The organism is Candidatus Pelagibacter sp. (assembly GCF_052048095.1).
In the GTDB taxonomy this organism is placed as follows: Bacteria; Pseudomonadota; Alphaproteobacteria; order Pelagibacterales; family Pelagibacteraceae; genus Pelagibacter.
The window spans coordinates 116,741-140,804 of sequence record NZ_JBNAKG010000001.1; the positions used below are offsets into that span (position 1 = coordinate 116,741).

The following is a 24,064-nucleotide window of genomic DNA, read 5'->3' on the forward strand; positions in this document are numbered from 1 at the left end:
TTTTTTATGGAAAACAAATTTATATCATTTTTATTTAAAATATGTTTTTTATTTCAAATTTATTTAAAGATTTAACGTTAAATTATTGTTGTATATCAATAGTTATTTAATGGCGGAGAGAGCGGGATTCGAACCCGCGAAAGGGTTGCCCCTTTACACGCTTTCCAAGCGTGCGCCTTCAACCACTCGGCCACCTCTCCAAATTATTTTTCTTTATTAATTTTTAAAACACCTATGAATGCTTCTTGAGGAATTTCTACTCTTCCAAATTGTTTAGATCTGGCCTTACCTTTTTTCTGTTTTTCTAATAACTTTCTTTTTCTGTCTGTTGCGCCACCACCATGAATTTTTGTCAAAACATCCTTTTTAAATCCTTTTATTGTTTCTCTAGCAATTATTTTTCCACCAATTGCTGCTTGTACTGGTATCATAAAATTGTGTCTTGGAATTAAGTCTTTAAGTTTTTCACAAACTTCTCTTCCTGTTCTTTGCGCAAAATCCTTGTGGATCATCATTGCTAAAGCATCTACTGGTTCTCCATTTACCAGAATACCTAATTTTACAAGATCACCTTCTCTGTGTCCTATAATTTCGTAATCAAAACTTGCATAACCGCTTGTCATTGATTTAATTCTGTCATTAAAATCAAAAACGACTTCATTTAAAGGAAGTTCGTAAGATAATACCGCTCTATTTCCTGAATAACTAAGATTAGTTTGAATTCCTCTTTTATCTTGGCAAAGTTTAATTATTGATCCTAAATATTCATCTGGTGTAATTACTGTGGCTTTTATCCAAGGTTCCTCTATTGATTTTATAAGTGTTGGATCAGGTAAGCTCGATGGATTTTGTAAATCAATAACATCTCCACTATTTAAATAAACTTTATAAACAACTCCAGGGGTAGTAGTTAATAAATTTACGTCAAATTCTCTTTCTAATCTCTCGGTTATTATTTCAAGGTGTAATAATCCTAGAAAACCACACCTAAAACCTAATCCTAACGCTGACGAAGATTCTGCTTCAAATGAAAAACTAGCGTCATTTAATTGTAGCTTAGCTAAACCATCTTTTAACTTTTGATATTCAGAACTGTCCACTGGAAATAGACCACAAAATACTACGGGTTTACTTGGTTTAAATCCTGGTAAAGGCTCAACATCAGGTTTTGAGGAATCGCATATTGTATCTCCTACTTTGGTTTCAGATAAAACTTTTATACCTGTAATTATAAAACCTATTTCTCCAGCTTGGAGCTCATCTAAATCTTTTGGTTTTGGAGTAAACACTCCAACTTTTTCAACTATATACTCTCTATTTGTTGAAACCATTTTAATCTTCATATTTTTTTTTATTCTTCCATTGATTACTCTTATAAGAATTACTACTCCTAAATAAGTATCGTACCAACTATCAACTAGTAGACATTTGAGATCTTCATTAAGATCACCTTTTGGACAGGGCAATTTATTTACTATTTGTTCTAAAATTAACTCTACACCTTCGCCTGTCTTCCCTGAACAAGGAACAGCATCGTCTGTTTCGATACCAATCACATCTTCAATTTGTTTTTTTGATCGATCTAAGTCTGATGCGGGCAAATCAATTTTGTTTAAAACTGGAATAATTTCGTGATCTATATCTAATGCTTGATATACATTAGCTAAAGTTTGTGCTTCTACTCCCTGCGTGCTATCAACAATTAGAATTGATCCCTCACATGCATAAAGTGATCTACTTACTTCATAACTGAAATCAACATGGCCTGGAGTATCAATAATATTTAAAATATAATTTTTTCCATCTTTTGCTTTATAATTTAATTTTACAGTTTGAGCTTTAATTGTAATTCCTCTTTCTCTCTCTATATCCATAGAGTCAAGAACTTGCGCTTTCATCTCTCTTTCTGTTAATCCTCCGCAGATATGGATTATTCTATCTGCAATAGTTGATTTACCGTGATCTATATGTGCAATTATTGCGAAATTTCTTATATGATCGATTGTGCTCATTAAAATTAGGATCTTATTTTAGCACCAGTTTTTTCTTCAACAGATTTGATGATTAAATTATTTAAATCCTCAAGATCTTTATCTTTTAAAGTTTTTTCATCTGACTGAATTGTAACATTTAGCGCTATGGATTTTTTATCTTGTGGAATGTTATCGCCTTCGTAGAGATCAAAAATTTTTACTGCTTGGATTAATTTTTTATCTACATTAGAAATTACTTTGATCAAATCTTGAGCATCTACTTTTTTATCAATAATGAATGCAAAATCTCTTTCCGATTTCTGAAAATCAGAAACAGAATATTTTGATTTTTGATCATTTAATGTCTTTTTAGGTTGTTTTAGATTCTCTAAGAAAATCTCAAAACCAACCAAAACATTGGTTTTCATATCGATACTTTTAATAATACTAGGATGTAGTTCACCAAAGTACGCTGCTACATTTTCTTTACCAGCATTTAAGAATAGTCTTCCAGATTTACCTGGATGATAATAATTAGGAGTCTTATCATCTATTGCAAACTTTTCTGGATTGTACCCTGCCTCAGATAAGGTTTGTATAACATCTCTTTTAATATCAAAAACGTCAATATCTCTCTCTTTTTCTATCCAAGATAATCTAGATTTTTTTCCTGTACTAATTCCACAAACTACAGTGATCTGATCACCTGGATTTTTTCCTGTAAATACCGGTCCTATTTCAAATAAAGAAATATCTTTATGACCTCTGTCTATATTCTTATTTAAATACATTGTTAAATTAGAATAAATAGAATTTCTCAAGACACCTAAATCTGAACTAATAGGGTTTACAATTTTGATCTCTTCATTTTCACCTTTGAATAAATTGTTAAATTTAGCGTCAGTAAAAGACCATGTAACAACCTCATAATATCCTTTTGACGCCACAGCTCTTTGGATAAAGTGAAATAACTTTTGGGTTTTATTTAGTGTTGGTTTTAATCTAGCTTTTTCAGGTTCAATTGTTTTTATTTTATCATAGCCTTTAATTCTTGCTAATTCTTCAACAACATCAATTGGCTGTAAAATATCTGGTCGCCATGATGGTACTTGTAGTTTTAATAATTTTTTATTTTTTCTAATTTTAAATCCAAGATTTTTCAAAATACTGGCTACTTCAGAGCTTGATATTTTCAGTCCCATAATTTTCTCAAATATCTTTTGATCAAAATTAATTTCAGTTGTTTTAAAATTTTGATTTTTTTGAATTTCTACTTTGCCAATCTCACCACCACAAATTTCTTGAATAAGATTTGCAGATCTAATCAATCCTTCTTCTATTGATAAGGGATCAATGCCTCTTTCAAATCGAAACTTAGCATCAGAGTCTATATTTAATTTTTTTGCAGTTTTTCTTGTAACTGTTGGATTAAAATAAGCAGACTCTATCAAAACATTTTTAGTATCCATCTGTGTTCCAGATCTTATTCCACCCATAATACCACCTAGTGCCAATGGACCCTTGCTATCACTAATAACACACATATTTTCGTCTAACTCATAAATCTTATTATCTAAAGCATCAAACTTTTCGCCTTTTTTAGAATTTCTGACTATTAGTTCTTTTTCAATTTTATCAGCATCAAAAACATGAAGTGGTCTATTATTATCAAACATCATATAATTTGTAATATCTACAATTGCTGATATTGGTTTTTGGCCGATTGAAATTAATTTTTGTTTTAACCACTCAGGACTTTCAGTATTTTTCACGTTTGTTATTAGGCAACTTCCAAAGACTGAGCATGCTTGATTTTTTTCTTTTTTTAAAGTGATCTTAATTTTTCGTTTACTTGTAGATTTTAATTTTTTAAATTTTGTATCTTTGAGTTTTCCAAAACCTGATGCAGCCAAATCTCTTGCTATACCTCTAACACCCAAACAATCTGGTCTATTAGGTGTAATTGATAAATCAATTAAGTTTGAGCTTGGTTTCTCAAAGTAATTTTTTCCAATTTTTTTTTTATATTTTGATGCTGGTAATTCAGTAATTCCTTCACTTTCATCAGATAAATTCAATTCTGACTCTGAGCAAAGCATACCATAAGATATGACACCTCTTATCTTAGCAACTACCAATTTTAATCCACTTTTGGGTATTACCGCACCAGGAGGTGCATAAATTGTCAACAAACCTTCTCTTGCATTTGGAGCTCCACAAACAACTTTTTTAATCTCTTTCTCTCCAACATCTACATCACACACTTTTAGCCTGTCAGCATCAGGGTGTTTTTCTGTTTTTAGTATTTTGGCAACTTTAAATAAATCTTGTCCTTCCGATATACTTTCAACACTTTCTACTTCTAAACCAACGTTAGTTAATTGTTCTAATAATTTTTCTTCGGTATGACTTGTCTTTAAATGATCTTTTAACCAATCATAAGTTATTTTCATCGACTCAATCCCCTGTAATTTGTTGGAACATCTAATGGATCAAAACCAAAATGATTGAGCCATCTGTAATCACATTCAAAGAACGCTCTTAGGTCATTTATTCCGTATTTAAGCATTGCAAGTCTGTCAATTCCTATCCCAAAAGCATACCCTTGGTATTTATCTGGATCCACTTTGACATTTTTTAAAACGTTTGGATGAACCATTCCACAGCCTAGAATTTCTAACCATTGATCTCCTTCCCCAATAATTATCTTACCTTCTTTAATTTCGTAACCTATATCCACCTCAGCAGATGGTTCTGTAAATGGAAAGTGGCTTGGTCTAAATCTCATCTTAATTTTATCTACTTCAAAAAACTCTTTAATAAAATAATTTAGACATCCCTTTAAGTGTCCCATATTAATATCTTTATCTATGTGTAAACCTTCAACTTGATGAAACATTGGTGCATGTGTCTGATCACTATCAGATCTATACGTTCTACCCGGTGCAATTATTTTAAACGGTGGTTTGTCTTTAAGCATTGTTCTGATTTGTACAGGGGAAGTGTGAGTTCTTAATAATATTTCTTTTTTCTCATCAAGATAAAATGTATCATGCATATCTCTTGCTGGATGATAATCAGGTGTATTAAGTGCTGTAAAATTATTATATTCATTCTCAATATCAGGACCTTCCTCAACGCTAAATCCTATTTCAGAAAATATAGATGATATTTCATCTATTGTTTGTGATACTGGGTGTATCTTGCCTTTGGTAATTGGTCTCTCTGGTAAAGTAATATCTACTTTTTCATTTTCTAATTTCTCATTAATTTTTTTTAATTCTAATTCTTGAAGTTTTTCAGAAATAGTTTTTTGTAGCTCATCTTTAATTTTGTTCAGTTCAGACGCAAATTGTTTTCTTTCGTTTTCGTTAAGTGAACCTAAAGTTTTAAACTGAGATGAGATAAGCCCATTTTTTCCAAACAAATCTGATTTTATTTGATTAATCTGATCTGAGCTTAAATTTTCTTTTAGCTTAGATTTATATTCAGCATGAATATTTTTTAAGTCTGACATAATCTTAGATTATTTCCTTAAGAAATAAAAACAATAGAGAAGATTAATTTAAAGCTGATTGTGCTTTATGAACGATAGTTTTAAATGCTTCTGGACTGTCATAAGCAATCTCTGCAAGAATTTTTCTATCTATTGTAATTCCACACTTACTAAGGCCATTAATAAATTTAGAGTAAGTTAAACCTTCAGCTCTCACACCAGCATTAATTCTTTGTATCCATAAAGATTTGAAATCTCTTTTCTTATTTCTTCTATCTCTGTATGCATACTGCATAGCTTTTTCCATTGCTTGTTTAGCAACTCTAATAGTATTTTTTCTTCTGCCCCATTGACCTTTGACAGCTTTTAAAACTTTTTTGTGTTTTGCTTTACTAGTTACACCTCTTTTTACTCTGGCCATTTTATCCTCTTAAACTGTAAGGCATATACGATTTAACTATTTTACCATCTTGTTTTGATAGTGTTGTAGTGCCTCTTAATTTTCTAATTTGCGAATTTGTTCTTTTAATCATGCCATGTCGTTTTCCTGCTTGAGCTGAAATTACTTTGCCTTTCGCAGAAATTTTAAATCTTTTTTTAGCTGAGCTTTTTGTCTTTAATTTTGGCATAATTTTGCGGTGTTATACAAAGAATGATAAATTTTTACAACAAGAATATACCCCTAATTATAAGGGTTGAATTACCATAATCATTTGTTTTCCGTCAAACTTAGGGTTTAATTCTACCTTGCCTATCTCTTTCATATCTTCTTTGATTTTATTCATTAACTCATTTCCTAAGTGAGAGTGTTGCAATTCTCTACCTTTAAATCTAATTGTAAATTTTACCTTATCTCCTTTAGCAATAAATTTTTTTGCGTTTTTAACTTTAAATTCATAGTCGTGCGTTTCTGTAACTGGTCTCATCTTAATTTCTTTAAGAGATATTATTTTTTGTTTCTTTTTTGCCAGGTTAGCTTTTTTTTGAGCATCATATTTAAATTTACCCATATCCATTATTTTACATACTGGTGGAGTTGCTTTTGCAGCTATTTCAATTAAGTCTAATCCTTGATTTCTAGCCATTGAGATGGCTTCACTAGTATTTAACACACCTAAATTTTCACCATCGCTGTTAATGACCTGTACCTCAGGAGAAGATATTCTGTTATTTGATCTTGGACCTCGGTCTTTAGTTCTTCTTTGAAAATAGTTTTGTTTGAAATCTGCCACTTAGTTTGATGATGCTTTATTTAAAGCAGAATAAGTTTTTATAAAAGAATTTAATTCCATATTTTCTTGTTTATTAGTATCCAATCTTCTAATCGTTACTGAATTAGAGTCAACTTCTTTTTTCCCACAAATTAATAAAAGAGGTATTTTTGCTAATGAATGATCTCTAACTTTATAATTCAAATTATGTTTCTTAAGATCTGTAGCAGAAGATATTCCAGCTTTCTTTAACTGTTCTGAAACTTTAATTGCGTAGTCATCAAATTCTTCTGAAATTGGAATAACAACTGTTTGTAATGGAGAGATCCAAAAAGGAAACTTTCCAGCGTAATGTTCAATAAGAATTCCGATAAATCTTTCAAGTGAACCAAATAATGCTCTGTGCAACATAACTGGAACTTTTTTTGCTCCATCTTTATCAACATAAGATGCTCCTAATCTGTCAGGTAAATTTAAATCGACCTGTAGAGTTCCACATTGCCAGTCTCTACCAATGGCATCTCGCAGAACAAATTCAATTTTTGGACCATAAAAAGCACCTTCACCTTTATTAATGCTATATTCAAGTTTTGAAGCTTTGACAGCATCTAACAGAGATGCTTCTGCTTTATCCCAAACATCATCACTGCCAACTCTTACTTCAGGTCTATCTGCATATTTTAATATTACATTTTCAAAACCTAACTCTTTATAAATATCTAATATAAGGTTTGTTACTGTTAGACATTCACTTGCAATCTGATCTTCTGAACAAAAAATATGCGCATCATCTTGTGTGAAAGCTCTTACTCTTAACAATCCATGTAATGCACCTGAAGGTTCGTATCTATGAACTTTTCCAAACTCACTTATTCTTAAAGGTAAGTCTCTATAACTTTTTAAACCTTGGTTAAATACTTGAATATGACCAGGACAATTCATGGGTTTTATTGCAAATACTTTTTCATCAGGAGTTTCTGATGTGTACATATTCTCACCGTATTTTTCCCAGTGACCAGATTTTTCCCATAATAATCTGTCTAAAATTTCAGGTGTATTTACTTCCTTATATCCTGCTTCTTCCTGTCTTCTTCTCATATAATTAATAAGTTTTTGAAATAAAGCCCAACCTTTTTCATGCCAAAAAACTGAACCCGGGCTCTCTTCCCTGAAATGAAATAAATCCATCTCTTTTCCAAGTTTTCTATGGTCTCTTTTCTCTGCCTCTTCTAATCTTTTTAAATAATTATCTAAATCTTTCTGACTTGCCCAGCTAGTACCATAAATTCTTTGTAACATTTCATTATTAGAGTCACCTCTCCAATAAGCTCCTGAGACTTTCATTAGCTTAAAATATTTTCCAATTTTACCTGTAGAAGATAAATGAGGCCCTCTACATAAATCATGCCAATCACCATGAAAATAAATTGAAACTTCTTCGCCTTCAGGAATGCTTTCTATCAATTCAGCCTTATAAATTTCACCTTTTTCTTTAAAATGCTTAATAGCTTTATTTCTATCCCATACTTCTCTTTTAGTAATTTCATCTCTATCAACAATTTCTTTCATCTTGCTTTCAATTTTTACAAGATCATCTTCTGTAAAAGGTTCTTTTCTTGCAAAGTCATAATAAAAACCATTTTCAATAACAGGTCCTATTGTAACTTGTGTGCCTGGAAACAATTCTTGAACAGCCATTGCTGCTATGTGTGCTGTATCATGTCTTATAGTTTCTAATCCTTCTTCATCTTTTGAAGTATGGATTTTTACTGAACAATCTTTATCAATAGGAAAATCTAAATCTTTTAATTCTCCATCAACGCTAATTATCATTGCTTGTTTAGCTAAAGATTTACTAATTTTTTCAGCAATTTCTAAACCTGTTACATTGTCTGGAAAACTTAAGCTATTTCCATCTGGTAGAGTTATATTGGGCATTTAGTAAAATAATTTTTTGTATTCTGAATAAGTAGAAAAACACATTTTTTCAACATTAAATTTGTTTATAACGTTTTTTCTACCCTCAATGCCAATTGATTTCAATGTAGTTTCGTCAGTATTTAAAATTTTCATAATCTTTTGACTTAAAGAATTTACATCACCTGAGTTAAATAAAAATCCAGTTTTCTCATCAATAACTGTTTCATTGGATCCGCCAATATTGCTAGCTATTACAATTTTTTCCATAGATTGTGCTTCAACAGCCACTCTACCAAAAGCTTCTGGTTCAATGGAGGATGAAATTACTATGTCAGATACTTTGTAAGCTAAAGCCATATCATCACAATGTTTGATAAATTTAATTTGATCAGTAAGGTTATAATTCTCACATAGTTTTAATAATTTTTTTTTATATTGATCCCGTCCTTGATCGCTACCTAAAATGATTGCATAGAACGCTTGATAACCTAGTTCGATATTTATTTTATTAATAGCTTCTATAAATAACTCTTGGCCTTTCCAAGAAGTTAATCTTCCAGGTAATAGAATTATTTTTTTTTCTTTTTTTATAATACCCCATGATTTAATCAGCTGATCTTCCTCTGATTCTAATTTTGTAGTTGGATCAAAATAGTCAACATTAATGCCTCTAAAAATTACTAATAATCTATTTTTCAAATTTAAATATTTTGAATAATTATCTTGAATATGTTTAAAAATAAAATTTGAACCTGCAATTGTAAGATCTGATCTTAACATTATTGAATTGTAAAATTTTTTAATATCACTTTTAAAATTATAAGTTCCGTGAAAAGTTGTTACATACTTACGATTTGTAATTTTTGTAGCCAACAAGCATGACCATGCTGGTGCTCTACTTCTAGCATGTACAACTGAAATCTTAAAAAAAACAATTAAAAAAATTAAAATTATAGAATTAAATAATATGATTAATGGATTTTTACTATGAACTGGAAGTTTAATTAATTTTACTTTCTTTTTATCAATGAACTTTGTTAAGGGGCCACCACTTGTAACAATAAATGATCCACAATTTTTTTCAGGAAGATAGTGAGCAATATCATAGCATCCAGTTTCAGCACCGCCATAACCTAATTTGGGTATCACTTGTAAAACATTAATTTTTGATGTCATTTTAATTATTATAATATAAGACCATTATCATACAAATAATTATGACTACATTTAGTTTTTGCAAAACTTCAAGAAACATAAAAATTAGATATATAAAAAATTATTCAAAGAATGATTTGTATATTGTTTTTTTGCATGGCTTCATGTCTGATTTAGAGGGAAAAAAACCAAAGGTATTTTTAAATTTTGCTAAAAAACATAAATTGGGTTTTTTAGCCTTAGAATATTCAGGTCATGGTAAATCAAGTGGTAAATTTGTTGAAGGAAATATTTCTAAATGGAGTTCTCAAACAAAATTATTAATTCAAAAAATTGTAAAGAAAAAAAAGGTAATTTTAATTGGGTCAAGCATGGGTGCCTGGATTTCTTTGAACCAGTTTAAATATTTTAAAAGTCAAATCCAAGGCTTTATAGGCATAGGCTCTGCTCCTGAATTTTTAGAAAATTTAATGTGGAAAAAATTTACTAAAAAAATTAAAGATGAAATCATAACTAAAAAAATTAGTTTCATTAAACATGGAAAATATGAATATCCAATAACACTTCAATTAATTAAAGATGGAAAAAAAAATAAAGTTTTAAATAAAAAAATTAATTCGAATATCAAAGTTACAATGATACACGGCAGTAAAGATGAATCAGTTCCTGTTGTTTATTCAAAAAAAGTTTTAAAGATCTTCCAAAAAGCACAGAAAAAATTAATTGTTGTAAAAAGTGGTGATCACAGTTTGTCTAGTCCAAAAAATCTGAAAATAATAAAGAATGAAATCAGTTTAATGATTTAACTTACTGCTTTGGTCGATGGTTTAAGTGTAATAGTGTTTTTCAGCTTATCTAACATCTCTTTTGGACAAACTTGGATAAAGTTATTTATTTCTTCATTAAAGTTGTCTAAAATTTTTTTCGATAAATTTGAATTTGTTTCTAAATAATGCTTTTGAACTAGAGACTTTAAAAATTCTTTCCAATAATCAGTTTCTACATTTTGCCAAATTATACTCTCTGGATTAGCTTTATTCTCAAATTGTTTATCAATATCGTAAATAAATGCCATACCCCCTGTCATCCCAGCACCAAAATTATCTCCAACATTTCCTAAAATAACAACTGTTCCACCAGTCATATATTCACATCCATTGGAGTCACAGCCTTCAATCACAGCTGTTGCACCTGAGTTTCTAACTGCAAATCTTTCTCCTGCTTGACCTGCTGCAAATAATTTTCCGGATGTTGCGCCATACAAAACTGTGTTTCCAATTATTGTATTTTCATTAGAAATCAAATTACTCTCCTCTGGAAGTTTTATTGAAACAGTTGCTCCTGATAAGCCTTTACCAACATAATCATTTGCATCTCCTTCCAATACCAACTTTAATCCTTTTGAAGAAAAGGCGCCAAAAGATTGACCAGCAGACCCTTTAAAATTTAAAGTTAAAAATTCTTCATCAAGATTTTCATATCCAAACTTAGAATATAAATGATGAGAAATTCTTGTTCCAACAGCTCTGTTTGTATTTTTAATTGTAAAGACTTGATCTACTTTTTCTTTAGCATCTAATTTTTTTTCTATCAGAGGCCATATTACTTGATCTAAAGTATCTGGAACTTCATTTATTTCTTGAGACTCACAATATCTTTTATTTTCACCAGAATCTGCCTGAACAAATAAAGGATTCAAATCTAAGTCATCAAGATTTGGTGAGGCTTTACTTACCTGCATTAACAAATCAGTTCTTCCAATTATTTCATTTAAAGATTTAAAACCAAGTTCAGCCAAAATTTCTCTTACTTCTGTTGCTATAAAAGTAAATAGGTTAACAACTTTGTCTGGTGTACCAGTAAATTTTTCTCTTAATTTTTCATCTTGAGTACAAACACCTACAGGACACGTATTTGAATGACATTGTCTTACCATAATACAACCCATTGCAACTAATGCTGTCGTGGCAACACCGTATTCTTCTGCACCCATCATTGCAGCCATAACAACATCTCTACCTGTTTTTATTCCTCCGTCTGTTCTCAAAGTAACTTTGTGTCTTAAATTATTTAATGTCAGCACTTGGTTTGCTTCTGTTAAACCCATTTCCCATGGTATACCCACATACTTTACGCTTGTTTGTGGAGTAGCTCCTGTGCCACCATTATGACCAGATATTAAAATAATATCTGCTTTTGCTTTAGCTACACCTGCTGCAATTGTGCCAACTCCTGATGAAGCAACTAGCTTAACACCAATTCTTGCTTTTGGATTAATTTGTTTCAAATCATAAATAAGCTGAGCCAAATCCTCTATTGAATAAATGTCATGATGTGGGGGTGGGGAAATTAATGTAACACCTGGTGTTGAGTGTCTTAATTTTGCTATTTCATCTGTAACTTTAAAACCAGGTAATTGACCTCCTTCTCCTGGCTTTGCGCCTTGTGCAATCTTAATTTCTATTTCATTACAGTTGTTAAGATAATTGACTGTAACTCCAAATCTGGCTGATGCTATTTGTTTAACTCTTGAGTTTGCACTATCACCATTTTCAAGTACTTTAAATCTTTCCGCATCTTCACCACCTTCACCACTGCATGAAGCACCTTTAATCCTGTTCATGCCCATAGCTAAAGTTTCATGAGCTTCTTTTGATAAAGCGCCATGAGACATGCTTCCACTACCAAATCTTTTCAAAATATTTTCTATTGGTTCAACCTCTGATATTTCAATCTTGGGACCTAATTTCTTTTTTCTAAAATCAATCAAATCTCTTAAATTAATAGGAGGTAAATTATAAATCCCCTCTGCATATCTTTTATAAGCTTCGTATGATTTTGTACCCACAGCACTCTGCAACAAGTGTATCAATTTTCCTTGATATTGGTGTATTTCACCATTCTTACGATATCTGTAAATACCTCCAATGGGTAAAATATTTTCTGAGCTCTCAAAAGCTTCCTTATGAATATGTCTTACTTTTTTCTCAATACCAGTTAACCCAATTCCTGAAATTTTAGAAACTACGCCTGGAAAATAATCTGAAACTATCGTTCTACTTAATCCTACTGTTTCAAAATTACACCCACCCCTGTAAGAGCTTAAAACTGAAATCCCCATCTTCGACATTATTTTTAAAAGACCGGCATTAACTGACTTAATGTATCTTTCTATGCATTCATCAAAGCTGAACTGGCCAAATAGTTTTTTTTCATGTCTTTGAAACAAACTATCGAAAGCTAAATAAGGGTTTATTGTTGTCGCTCCTACACCAATTAATGTTGCAAAAGAATGTGTGTCTAGCGCTTCTCCAGTCTGCACATTAATAGATACATATCCTCTTAACTTTTTACCAATTAAAAAACTATTAATTGCACCAACACTTAATAACATTGGCATAGGAAGTCTTGTTTTAGACATTTCTTTATCACTCAAAATTAATTGAGTAACACCTCGTCGTACTGCTATTTCTGACTCTTTTTGAATTCTAATTATAGCATCTGATAAATTTTCATTTTCAGCAAAAGTACAATCAATGACTTTTGAATTTTTACCAAAAAAATTTATGAACTTTTCTAATTGAGAATTAGATAATATTGGTGAGTTTAAAACATAAATATTTTCTTTGGTTAAAGTGTCAAAATCTAGAATATTACCCAAATTTCCAAAACGAGTTTTTAAACTCATTACTTTATTTTCTCTTAATGAATCAATTGGTGGGTTGGTTACTTGACTAAAATTTTGTCTAAAAAAATGATACAACGGTCTATAATTGTCAGATAAAACTGCAAGTGGAGTATCATCACCCATTGAGCCAGTTGCTTCTTTTGCATCTTCAGCCATTGGATGTAAAATAAGCTCTATGTCCTCCAATGTGATACCAAAAGCATGCTGTCTCTTTCTTAATTCTTGACCACTAAAATAATTTTTTTCATTTGCGATAGTCAACTTGTCATCTAAATCAACTATTTGAGAATTAAAATGTTTATATTCTTTTGCTAAATAATCTTTGATTTGTTCATTTGAAAATACTTTACCTTTTTCAATTCTTACTCCAATAATTTCTCCAGGTCCTAATCTTCCTTTTTCTAAAATTCTTTTTTCATTTAGCTCAATCATCCCAGTTTCTGAACCTGCAAATAAAAGTTTATCTTTAGTGATTGCATATCTAAGAGGTCTTAATCCATTTCTATCATTAGCAGCAATGACCCATTCATTATCTGTAGCAGCAATTGCTGCAGGACCATCCCAAGGCTCCATTGTACTGTTTAAAAAATTAAATAATTGTTGATGATTTTTTGGAAGTGTCTTACTTTTTTTTGACCAAGCATCTGGAACTAACATTAGTTTTGCTAGCGGTGCAGGTTGTCCTGATATATTCAATAATTCGAATACATTGTCTAAAGCAGCTGAGTCAGATGTACCTTGTTGTATTACAGGTTTTAAGTTTTCAATATCCTCAAAAAGTGGACTGTTCATTTCTTGTTCATGAACTTTCATCCAGTTCTTGTTGCCTCTAAATGTATTAATCTCACCATTGTGGGCAACAGCTCTAAAAGGTTGAGCTAAATTCCAGCTTGGTGCAGTATTTGTTGAAAACCTCTGATGGAATATTGCATAACGAGATATAAATCTTTTGTCTTTTAAGTCTAAATAAAAGTCAGATATTGCTTCAGCTAAAAACATGCCCTTATAAATGATTGATTTTGAGCTTAAAGAACAAATATAAAAATTATTTAAAGATTGTTTAATAGCCTCATTTTCAATTTTTCTTCTTGTTTCATAAATTTTTCTCTCAAGCTCTTTATTAAGAAGGCTCTCATCGTTTGATCTAAATAATACCTGAATTATTTCAGGCATAGTCATTAATGCTTTTTCCCCTAAAACCTTAGGATTTACTGGAACTTGTCGCCAACCATAAATGCTAAAATTATTTTTAGTTAGTTCACTTTCAACAATTGTTTTGCAAGCTTCTTGTGAACCATAATCATTTCTAGGTAGGAAAATCATACCTACACCAATTTCTGAATTTTCATACTCGTGGCCTGTAACTTCAATCTTTTCTATAAAAAAATCTTTTGGTATTTCCACATGAATTCCTGCACCATCACCTGTTTTTCCATCTGCATCCACTGCACCTCGATGCCATACTGCTTTTAAAGCCTCAATACCATATTCGACTACTTGTCTCGACTTCTTTCCCTCTGTTGAAGCAATTACACCAACACCACATGCATCGTGCTCCATGTCATCAGAGTAAACATTATTTTCTTTTAATAATCTTTTATTTTTTAAATACTGGTCCATTAAGCAACTTTGCTATTTTTGATTATTTTTGATTGTAAATATTTCTTTATAGATAAAGAAGCATCTCTGCCGTCTTTGATAGCCCAAACAACTAATGATGCACCTCTTACAATATCTCCAGCTGCAAAAACTCCATCTAAGTTTGTTTGTAATGTATCAAAGTCAGCTTTTATTGTTCCCCATTGTGTAACTTTCAAATTTGGGTTTCCAAATAAATTTGGTAAATCTTCTGGGTCAAACCCCAAAGATTTTATCACCATGTCTGCATTAATTTCGTATTGTGAGCCATCTTTGATTTTTGGTTTCCTCCTACCTGTTTCATCAGGTTCACCTAATTCGATTTTATCTACTAAGATTTTTTCAACTTTATTTTTCCCTTTAAATTCTTTTGGCGAGGAAAGCCAAACAAACTCAACTCCTTCTTCCTCAGCATTTGCAACTTCTCTAGCTGATCCAGGCATGTTTTCTTTGTCTCTTCTATAGAGGCATTTTACAGATTTAGCTTTTTGACGAATAGATGTTCTTACACAATCCATAGCAGTGTCTCCACCCCCAATTACAACAATATCTTTTCCTTCAGCATTAAGTATTCCTTTATCAAATAACTCTACTTTATCGCCAAGTCCTTTTTTATTTGAAGCAGTCAAAAATTCCATTGCTGGAAAAATATTATCTAAATCACTCCCTGGTATATTTATTTCTCTAGCTTTGTATACGCCTGTTGCAATTAATAATGCATCGTGTTTTTTTCTAAGCTGATCAAGAGTCTGGTCTTTACCAACCTCAAAATTAAGTTTAAATTTAATGCCACTTTCCTTGAGGAGATTTGTTCTTCTCTCAACAACAAACTTTTCTAATTTGAAATTGGGTATACCGTAAATTAATAATCCACCTGGTCTGTCGTATCTGTCATATATTGTAATTTGATATCCATCTTTTCTTAATTGTTCTGCTGCTGCTAATCCTGCAGGTCCTGCTCCGATAATACCTACACTTTGTTTTTTTTCATTTACCACTTCAATTGGTTTAACCCATCCCTGTTCCCATGCGTTGTCTGTGATGTATTTTTCCATTGAACCAATCGTAACAGTGCCATGACCAGATTGTTCTATAACGCAATTTCCTTCACATAATCTGTCTTGTGGACAAATTCTTCCACAAACTTCAGGCATATTATTTGTGCTTTGAGATAATTGATATGCCTCTTGCAATCTTCCTTCTGCAGTTAATTTTAGCCAATCTGGAATATTATTACTTAAGGGGCAGTGAACTTGACAAAAAGGAACTCCACATTGTGAACATCTGCTAGATTGTAATTTTGCTTTTTCAAATATGAATTCGTCATAAATTTCATTAAAATCTTTTTTTCGAGTGTCTACTTCTCTTTTAGGTGGTGTTTGTTGACCTATTTTTGTGAATTTTAACATTTTTTCTGACATAAATATTTCCTAAATGGCGCAACATATACATATGTTTTGTAATATAAAGCATAATATAGGACAATAATACTGTCTTAATTACACCAAATATTTAAGCATATAAACAAAAATTTAATTTATGCATATCTCTTATGCTTAAATTGAATTGTTTATTTTTAATTTTTATAAGGTACGGAAACAATTCTAATGTTGGAAAATATAATTGAAATATTTATTCTCTCAGTAATTCAAGGAGTTTCGGAATTTTTACCAATAAGTTCATCTTCTCATTTAATTATAATCTCTACTTTATTTGAGTTTAAATCCAGTTCGTTATTAATTGATATTAGTCTTCATTTAGGATCTTTGTTTGCAATTATTTTTTTTTATAGAACAGACATATTTAACTTTCAAAATAGTAAAAAATTTATTTCATTGATAGTTTTGGGATCATTACCGTTAATAATAGTTGGATTTATTTTATACATCACCGACTTAATTAATATTTTTCGTGATGTAAAAATTATTGCTTGGTCGACAATTATATTTGCTATCTTATTATTTTTTGCTGATAGAGCTAAATTTGAGTTATCAATTGAAAAAAATCTTTCTTTGAAATCTATTTGCATCATTGGATTATTCCAAATACTTTCTTTAATACCTGGAGTAAGTAGAGCAGGTATAGTTATAACGGGAGCTAGATTTTTGAAGTTTAATAGAACAGACTCCGCTAAGATATCATTCTTATTATCTATACCTGCATTATGTGGCGCTAGTGTTTTAGGTTTAAATGATATATTAAAACAAGATACTGAGCTTAACTATCTGGCTATACTAGCCATAATATTTTCTTTTCTGTTTTCTTTTATTACAGTTAAATTTTTTTTAGAATTTATAAAAAAATTTACTATGAATATTTTTGTTATTTATAGAATTCTCTTAGGTCTTTTTCTCTTGTTTTTGGTTTATTAATGGAACCAATTGTGAAATTAAAACTCCACAAAGAATAAAAGCACATCCTAAGATGTTATTTATTTCTAAAACTTGACTTAACAATATCCATGCTGCAATTGTTGCAAAAACTCCTTCTAAAGAAAAAATTATTGCAGCAGGGGCTGGAGAAATATTTCTTTGTGCATATATTTGTAAAACAAACGCAAATCCTCCTGATAAAACTCCCGCATATAAAATTGGTATAATTTCCTTTAAAATGTTTTCTAAGATAAACTCTTCATACACAGCCCCAACTATAAAGGATAATATTGCTACTATTAATGTTTGAGCCGCTCCTAATGTTAATGGCAGGTTAAACTTTTTTATAAATATATCTGTATAAATTATATGGAAACTCCAAAATAGAGCTCCCAAAATAACTAAACTATCTCCTAATCTCACAGTTGCATCAAAAAAATTGGTAAGTAAATATCCACCTAATAAACAAAGACATACAGATGGCCAAACACTCCAATGTATCTTTTTTTTTCTAAACAAAAAAACAATAATTGGAACTAACGGAACATAAAAAATTGTAAAAAAGGCTGCATTTGCAACGTCTGTATATAAAAGAGCAACTTGCTGTAAAGCTGAACCAAAAAATAATGAAAACCCGATTATTATTGTTAATCTTGAAAACAACCTGTTATCTTTTTTAAATTCTAAACTATATTTTTTAACCTCAAATAAAAAAACTAAAGGTAATATCGCTAAAAAACCTACAAAGAATCTAACCGCATTAAAGGTAAATGGACCGATATCATCCATACCAGTATCTTGTGCAATAAATGTAGTGCCCCAAATAAAAGTACAAAGCAAAGCGCTTAGCAAAGAAATAGTTTTTGACATCTAAACAGCTAGTTTATAAGCAAAATTCCTGCCAAGATTTTCTTTTAATTTGTTATTAAATCTTGCTGCTTCAGCTCCATCTATAATTCTATGATCGTAAGATAAAGATATAGGCAAAATTGTTCTTATTTGAAATTTGCCATTGAGATATCTTTGTTTTTTTTCTGCTTTACCTACTCCTAAAATAGCCACTTCTGGATAATTGATTATTGGTGTAAAAAAAGTTCCACCTATTCCGCCAAGACTTGTAATTGTCATTGATCCCCCAAATAATTCTTTTTTATCTATTTTTAAATTTTTACATAAATCACTTAATTCTTTAAGTTCTTTCGCTATTCGACTTATATTTTTAATATCTGCATTTCTTAATTTAGGGACCATCAATCCATGCTTAGTATCAACTGCAATTCCTATATGATAATAATTTTTTAAAGTCATTTTCCCACTTTCAATTTCATCAATAGAAGAATTAAAACTTGGAAATTTTTTCAGAGTAGCCGTGAGTGCTTTAACTATAAAAGCTAAAGGAGTAATTTTCTTTTTTTCTCCTGTATAAATGTCTGTCAATGAACTTCTAAAGTTTTCTAGTTCAGTGATATCTGCTTCATCATGATTTGTTACGTGAGGAATATTAGACCATGAATTCATCAAATAAGTTGAAGCTAATTTTTTTACTCTTGGAATATCCTTTTTTTCTACTGATCCAAATTCACGATGTTCAAATTCCAATTCTATTTTTTTATGAGCTGGTTTTTCTTGAACAAGATTCTTTCCACCAAGTGATACAAATTTTTTTATATCTGCTTCATCAACACGTCCTTTTAATTGACTGCCTTTTACAGAGTTAATATCGACACCTAACTCTCTTGCAAACTTTCTAGTCTTTGGAGATGCTAAAACAACTCCTTCATTATAGTTAATTTCTATTCTTTGATTTTCTGGATTTTCTTTATTAATTTTTTTAACTTCCTTTTTGTTTTCATTATTATCTATCAAGTTTTTATTTTCTTCATTTTTAGTTGAACTAACAGTTTCGATTTCTAAGATTTTATCTCCCTCAGAAACTTTATCTCCAACTTTAATAAAAAGTTTTAAAATTTTTCCATTTTCAGTGCTTGGTATTTCAACACTTGATTTATCACTTTCAATTGTAATTAGAGGATCATTTTTTTTTATACTTTCACCTTCTTTAATTAACACTTCTATGACCTCGACATCTTTAAAATCTCCAATGTTAGGAACTTTTAGATCAATTTTTGACATATATTATAATTTAGTTGGAATTTTTTTATCTGGATTAATATTATATTTTTTAATTGCTTCTGAAGCATACTTTGATGCAATCAATTGTTCTTTGGCTAAAACACTTAAACCATAAGCAACTATATGTTCTTTGTCTACTTCAAAAAAATTTCTTAAATTTTTCCTTGTGTCACTTCTTCCAAACCCATCTGTACCTAAAGAATAAAAACTTTTATTTACATAAGGTCTTATTTGATCTGTATTAGCTCTCATATAATCAGATGCAGCTAATATAGGACCTTCTGTTTTTCCTAAACATTTTTCAACATAAGATTTTTTTGGAGTTTTGTCTGGGTTAAGTAAATTATATCTCTCTACTTCCATACCATCTTTTCTAAGCTCATTAAAACTAGTTACACTCCATATCTCGCTATCTATTTTATATTCTTTTTGCAAAATCTCTGCACCTGCAATCATTTCTCTTAATATTGAGCCAGACCCAAGGAGCTGAAGCTTAGTTTTTTTATTTTTGCTAAATTCTTTTATTTTATACATTCCTTTAAGAATTCCATCTTCACAGTTTTTATCGTTTGGCATAGCTGGATGAGGATAGTTTTCATTCATTGTTGTTATGTAATAGAAAACATTTTCTTTATTCTCATGCATTCTTCTTAAACCTTCTCTGAAAATTACTGCTAGTTCATAATGAAATGTAGGATCGTATGATATACAATTTGGTATTGTTGATGCCATTAAATGACTATGACCATCTTGGTGTTGTAAACCTTCGCCAGCTAATGTTGTTCTACCAGCAGTAGCTCCAATTAAAAATCCTCTAGATTGACTATCTGCACCAGCCCAAGCTAGATCTCCAATTCTTTGAAAGCCAAACATAGAATAAAATAGATATATAGGTATCATTTCAATATCATGATTGGTGTAAGATGTGCCTGCTGCAATCCAAGACGACATTGCTCCAGCTTCATTAATTCCTTCCTCTAAAACTTGACCACTTTTATCTTCTCTATAAGAACTTAATTGTGCTGAATCCTCAGGTTCATATTTTTGTCCTTCATGTGCATAAATTCCAATTTTCTGAAAAAATCCTTCCATACCAAATGTTCTTGCCTCATCTGGTATTATTGGAACTAATCTTGGAGCCACATTTTTATCTCTTAATAAATTTGTGAACATTCTTACAAGAGCCATTGTTGTAGACATTTCTTTTTCACCTGTAGAGCTCTTCATATTGTCAAATATATTTTTTGGTGGTGCTTTTATGAGTTTAGCAAAACTTGTTCTCTCAGGTATATAGCCACCTAATTGTTTTCTTCTTTCTTTAATATATTTGATTTCTGGAGAACTTTCTGAAGGTTTGTAATATTCAATATTTCTTACTTGTTCATCCGTTAAAGGTACGTCAAAACGATCTCTGTAATACATTAAATCATCGATATCTAATTTTTTGGTTTGGTGTGTGGTGTTTACACTTTCACCAGATTTACCCATCCCATAACCTTTAATGGTTTTTGTAATAATAACTGTTGGTTTACCGTTACTCTTCATGGCTTTTTCATAAGCGGCATATACTTTATGAGGATCATGTCCTCCTCTATTTAACCTCCAAATGTCTTTATCTGACATGCTAGATACTAGATCTAAAGTTTCAGGATATTTTCCAAAAAATTTCTCTCTAACATAAGCCCCATCTCTAGCTTTCATTGCTTGATACTCGCCATCAACGGTTTCATTCATTGCTTTAACTAGATGACCTGTCTTGTCATTGTTTAACAATTGATCCCAATAAGAACCCCAGATAACTTTAATTACGTTCCATCCAGCCCCTCTAAAGATTCCTTCTAATTCTTGAATAATTTTACCATTTCCTCTAACAGGACCATCCAATCTTTGAAGATTGCAATTTACAACAAAAATCAAATTATCTAAATTTTCCCTCGAAGCAAGACCAATAGCACCTAGAGACTCTGGTTCATCCATTTCACCATCTCCTAAAAACGCCCAAACTTTTCTTCCTTCATCTTTAATCAATCCACGATTTATTAAATATTTCATAAATCGTGCTTGATAAATTGCCATCATAGGACCTAAACCCATTGAAACAGTTGGGAACTGCCAAAAGTTAGGCATTAACCATGGATGAGGATATGAAGACAATCCTCCAGGTTTTACTTCTTGTCTGAAAGAGTCCAATTGTTTTTCATTTAATCTACCTTCTAAAAAAGCTCTAGCATACATACCTGGTGCGCTATGTCCTTGAAAATAAACTAGATCACCACCAAAATTTTCATTTTTTGCTCTCCAAAAATGATTCATTCCAACATCATACAATGTTGCAGCTGAAGCAAACGTACCGATATGCCCACCTAACTCAGGGAATTTTTTATTCGCCCTTACAACCATTGCGGCTGCATTCCACCTAATAAAAGATCTAATTCTTCTTTCTATATTTTGATCTCCATTGGATTTAACTTCTTCATCTGCAGGTATCGTGTTTATATATGGAGTATTCTGAGTATATGGAATATTAGCGCCTTCCATATAAGCTTTATTGATTAATTCTTTAATTAGGTAATGAGCTCTTTGATTGCCTTGATTTTGAATTACTGCTGATAGAGATTCTATCCAATCTTGAGTTTCTAATGGGTCAGTATCGTTATCACTAAAAATTTGTACAATTTCTCTTTTATTATTTTTGATCTCACTAATTTTTTCATCGTTAAAATTTTTTTCTTGCGTGATTACTTTTTCAGCCTCAGCAATTAAACTTTCTGTGTTTTTTGGAATATCATCTTTCTTTGTTTTTTTATTTTCTGAAGAAGTAATTGTTAACAATAAATCGCCTTTAGAAACTTTATCACCTACCTTCACTTCAATTGTCTCTATTTTGCCATTTAATGTGGATGGGATTTCAACACTAGATTTATCACTCTCTATCGTCACGATAGGATCATTTTCTTTAATTTGATCTCCTTCATTCACAAGAAGCTCTATAACTTCTACATTTTCAAAATCGCCTATATCTGGGACTAATAATTTTTCACTCATTTAGAAAATCTTATACACTGTAAATTTTAATTATGGCTAAATATAACATAATATGTTCATTTTTATGACATTCTTTACACTGATATTAAAAGTAATGATAAAAAAAATTATAAAAATGTTTACAAGCTCTAATTTAAATAATTTAGATGCAAATAAATGGATTCAGCGGATTTTATTGTCACAGAAATTTAAGTATAAGTATTAAAATTCTTAGTTTTTATCTGTTCTTTCAATACACATTGCAATACCCATTCCACCTCCAATACAAAGTGAGGCACATCCTTTTTTTAAATTTCTTCTACTCATTTCATAAAGTAAGGTTACAACTATTCTGGCCCCTGAAGCACCAATAGGATGTCCTAACGCGATTGCACCTCCATTTACATTGACTTTATTATAGTCAATTTTTAACTCTTTAATTACTGCTAAACTTTGTGCAGCAAAAGCCTCATTAATTTCAAATAAATCTACATCATGAATATTCCAATTTGCTTTTTTCACTGCTTTATTTATCGCTTCGATAGGTCCGACTCCCATAATTGAAGGATCAACACCTACAGAACTCCAAGAAATAATTTTTCCTAATATTTCTAGATTTTTTAATTTAGCAATTTCTTTAGTTGTCAATATGACTGCAGCAGCGCCATCATTTATACCAGACGAATTTCCAGGTGTAACACTTCCATCTTCCTTGAATACAGTTTTTAGTTTTTTTAGATCTTCGATGTTAAGGTTTGGTCTTGGATGTTCGTCTTTGTTAAGAATAACTTTACCTTTTTTATCAATCACACTAACTATTTGATCATCAAATTTTCCTGTTTCAATTGCTTCTTTAGTTTTATGTTGGGATTTTAACGCAAATTCATCTTGTTGTTCTCTTGAGATATTAAATTTTTCTGCAACATTTTCTGCGGTAATGCCCATATGGTAGTTATGAAATGCATCCATTAATCCATCATTAATCATTGTGTCACTTAATTTTGTTTCATCAAATATTTTATCATCCCTATAAAAAATTGAATGTGGCGCTCTAGACATATTTTCTTGTCCACCAGCAATTACAATTTTAGAATCATTTAACATAATTGACTGATATCCAGATACTATTGCTCTTAAACCCGAACCACAGACCTGATTAATGATATGGGCAGGTTTTGAAATTGGTATACCTGCATTCACTGACGCTTGTCTTGCAGAATTTTGACCCTGACCAGCTGTTAAAACTTGACCCATAATTACTTCATCAATTTCTTCAACATTTAGATTAGATTGATTAATTAAATTCTTAATCACTACTGTTCCAAGTTTATCTGCACTTAGATTCTTTAATGATCCTTTATATGTTCCAATTGGGGTACGTAATGCTTTAACAATTACAATTTCATGCATCAATTTGAACTTATTTTCTAATAGTTTTAATATTAAATTACATT

At 30.7% G+C, this 24,064-nt stretch carries 16 protein-coding genes and 1 tRNA gene; 2 read left to right on the forward strand and 15 right to left on the reverse strand.

Features of this window, described 5'->3' with window-relative positions:
* Positions 1–110: 110 nt before the first annotated feature.
* The 9 genes from ACTT9P_RS00620 to ACTT9P_RS00660 form a co-directional block, all read right to left on the reverse strand.
* Positions 111–200 (reverse strand) — tRNA-Ser (locus ACTT9P_RS00620).
* Positions 201–203: 3 nt separating this feature from the next.
* Positions 204–2,012 (reverse strand): translation elongation factor 4, encoded by a 1,809-nt coding sequence (lepA, locus tag ACTT9P_RS00625; protein ID WP_440908758.1) that lies wholly within the window; start codon positions 2,010–2,012, stop codon positions 204–206.
* Positions 2,013–2,017: 5 nt separating this feature from the next.
* Positions 2,018–4,426 (reverse strand): phenylalanine--tRNA ligase subunit beta, encoded by a 2,409-nt coding sequence (gene pheT / locus ACTT9P_RS00630; RefSeq protein WP_440908759.1) that lies wholly within the window; start codon positions 4,424–4,426, stop codon positions 2,018–2,020.
* A complete protein-coding gene (pheS, locus tag ACTT9P_RS00635; RefSeq protein WP_440908760.1) occupies positions 4,423–5,490 on the reverse strand; it encodes a phenylalanine--tRNA ligase subunit alpha in 1,068 nt (355 codons plus the stop codon). Before pheS ends, pheT begins: the two co-directional genes overlap by 4 nt.
* Positions 5,491–5,533: 43 nt before the next feature.
* Positions 5,534–5,890 (reverse strand): 50S ribosomal protein L20, encoded by a 357-nt coding sequence (gene rplT / locus ACTT9P_RS00640; protein ID WP_440908761.1) that lies wholly within the window; start codon positions 5,888–5,890, stop codon positions 5,534–5,536.
* 1 nt (position 5,891) lies between these two features.
* Positions 5,892–6,098 (reverse strand): 50S ribosomal protein L35, encoded by a 207-nt coding sequence (gene rpmI / locus ACTT9P_RS00645; RefSeq protein WP_023854436.1) that lies wholly within the window; start codon positions 6,096–6,098, stop codon positions 5,892–5,894.
* Positions 6,099–6,155: 57 nt separating this feature from the next.
* Positions 6,156–6,701, reverse strand: a complete 546-nt coding sequence (infC, locus tag ACTT9P_RS00650) for a translation initiation factor IF-3 (RefSeq protein WP_440908762.1) — start codon at positions 6,699–6,701, stop codon at positions 6,156–6,158.
* On the reverse strand, positions 6,702–8,618 hold the full coding sequence (gene thrS, locus ACTT9P_RS00655) for a threonine--tRNA ligase (protein ID WP_440908763.1): 1,917 nt from the start codon (positions 8,616–8,618) through the stop codon (positions 6,702–6,704).
* Complete coding sequence (locus ACTT9P_RS00660) at positions 8,619–9,776, reverse strand: glycosyltransferase family 4 protein (RefSeq protein ID WP_440908764.1); 1,158 nt, start codon at positions 9,774–9,776, stop codon at positions 8,619–8,621.
* 41 nt (positions 9,777–9,817) lie between these two features.
* Between ACTT9P_RS00660 and ACTT9P_RS00665 the strand changes: the two genes are divergently transcribed.
* Positions 9,818–10,561 carry a serine aminopeptidase domain-containing protein gene (locus tag ACTT9P_RS00665; RefSeq protein WP_440908765.1) on the forward strand — a complete coding sequence of 248 codons (744 nt, stop codon included), beginning with the start codon at positions 9,818–9,820 and terminating at the stop codon, positions 10,559–10,561.
* Here ACTT9P_RS00665 and gltB read toward each other — a convergent pair.
* Both gltB and ACTT9P_RS00675 read right to left on the reverse strand, forming a co-directional pair.
* Positions 10,558–15,063 (reverse strand): glutamate synthase large subunit, encoded by a 4,506-nt coding sequence (gltB, locus tag ACTT9P_RS00670; RefSeq protein WP_440908766.1) that lies wholly within the window; start codon positions 15,061–15,063, stop codon positions 10,558–10,560. The genes ACTT9P_RS00665 and gltB overlap by 4 nt on opposite strands.
* A complete protein-coding gene (locus ACTT9P_RS00675; protein WP_440908767.1) occupies positions 15,063–16,502 on the reverse strand; it encodes an NAD(P)-dependent oxidoreductase in 1,440 nt (479 codons plus the stop codon). The genes gltB and ACTT9P_RS00675 overlap by 1 nt, the downstream gene beginning before the upstream one ends.
* Positions 16,503–16,688: 186 nt before the next feature.
* On the opposite strand from ACTT9P_RS00675, the gene ACTT9P_RS00680 reads away from it, so the two are divergent.
* Positions 16,689–17,453 (forward strand): undecaprenyl-diphosphate phosphatase, encoded by a 765-nt coding sequence (locus tag ACTT9P_RS00680; protein WP_440908768.1) that lies wholly within the window; start codon positions 16,689–16,691, stop codon positions 17,451–17,453.
* Here the strand turns inward: ACTT9P_RS00680 and ACTT9P_RS00685 are convergent.
* The 4 genes from ACTT9P_RS00685 to ACTT9P_RS00700 all read right to left on the reverse strand — a co-directional run bounded on the left by ACTT9P_RS00685 (position 17,421) and on the right by ACTT9P_RS00700 (position 24,020).
* Positions 17,421–18,323: a DMT family transporter gene (locus tag ACTT9P_RS00685; protein ID WP_440908769.1), complete on the reverse strand. Its 903-nt coding sequence runs from the start codon at positions 18,321–18,323 to the stop codon at positions 17,421–17,423. The two genes, ACTT9P_RS00680 and ACTT9P_RS00685, sit on opposite strands and share 33 nt — an antisense overlap.
* On the reverse strand, positions 18,324–19,586 hold the full coding sequence (locus tag ACTT9P_RS00690) for a 2-oxo acid dehydrogenase subunit E2 (protein WP_440908770.1): 1,263 nt from the start codon (positions 19,584–19,586) through the stop codon (positions 18,324–18,326).
* A 3-nt stretch (positions 19,587–19,589) separates the two neighbouring features.
* Positions 19,590–22,631, reverse strand: coding sequence for a pyruvate dehydrogenase (acetyl-transferring), homodimeric type (aceE, locus tag ACTT9P_RS00695; protein ID WP_440908771.1), 3,042 nt, complete (start codon positions 22,629–22,631; stop codon positions 19,590–19,592).
* 210 nt (positions 22,632–22,841) lie between these two features.
* The gene (locus ACTT9P_RS00700) at positions 22,842–24,020 is read right to left on the reverse strand and encodes an acetyl-CoA C-acetyltransferase (protein ID WP_440908772.1); all 1,179 of its coding nucleotides are present in this window, start codon (positions 24,018–24,020) and stop codon (positions 22,842–22,844) included.
* Between the last annotated feature and the right edge of the window lie 44 nt (positions 24,021–24,064).

Coding starts and splice junctions, on each gene's coding strand:
- ACTT9P_RS00690 (WP_440908770.1), bottom strand. CDS start 19,586: ATGTCAAAAATTGATCTAAAAGTTCCTAACATTGGAGATTTTAAAGAT.
- rplT (WP_440908761.1), bottom strand. CDS start 5,890: ATGGCCAGAGTAAAAAGAGGTGTAACTAGTAAAGCAAAACACAAAAAA.
- pheT (WP_440908759.1), bottom strand. CDS start 4,426: ATGAAAATAACTTATGATTGGTTAAAAGATCATTTAAAGACAAGTCAT.
- lepA (WP_440908758.1), bottom strand. CDS start 2,012: ATGAGCACAATCGATCATATAAGAAATTTCGCAATAATTGCACATATA.
- aceE (WP_440908771.1), bottom strand. CDS start 22,631: ATGAGTGAAAAATTATTAGTCCCAGATATAGGCGATTTTGAAAATGTA.
- thrS (WP_440908763.1), bottom strand. CDS start 8,618: ATGCCCAATATAACTCTACCAGATGGAAATAGCTTAAGTTTTCCAGAC.
- pheS (WP_440908760.1), bottom strand. CDS start 5,490: ATGTCAGACTTAAAAAATATTCATGCTGAATATAAATCTAAGCTAAAA.
- ACTT9P_RS00675 (WP_440908767.1), bottom strand. CDS start 16,502: ATGTCAGAAAAAATGTTAAAATTCACAAAAATAGGTCAACAAACACCA.
- rpmI (WP_023854436.1), bottom strand. CDS start 6,098: ATGCCAAAATTAAAGACAAAAAGCTCAGCTAAAAAAAGATTTAAAATT.
- ACTT9P_RS00685 (WP_440908769.1), bottom strand. CDS start 18,323: ATGTCAAAAACTATTTCTTTGCTAAGCGCTTTGCTTTGTACTTTTATT.
- ACTT9P_RS00700 (WP_440908772.1), bottom strand. CDS start 24,020: ATGCATGAAATTGTAATTGTTAAAGCATTACGTACCCCAATTGGAACA.
- ACTT9P_RS00665 (WP_440908765.1), top strand. CDS start 9,818: ATGACTACATTTAGTTTTTGCAAAACTTCAAGAAACATAAAAATTAGA.
- ACTT9P_RS00660 (WP_440908764.1), bottom strand. CDS start 9,776: ATGACATCAAAAATTAATGTTTTACAAGTGATACCCAAATTAGGTTAT.
- gltB (WP_440908766.1), bottom strand. CDS start 15,063: ATGGACCAGTATTTAAAAAATAAAAGATTATTAAAAGAAAATAATGTT.
- ACTT9P_RS00680 (WP_440908768.1), top strand. CDS start 16,689: ATGTTGGAAAATATAATTGAAATATTTATTCTCTCAGTAATTCAAGGA.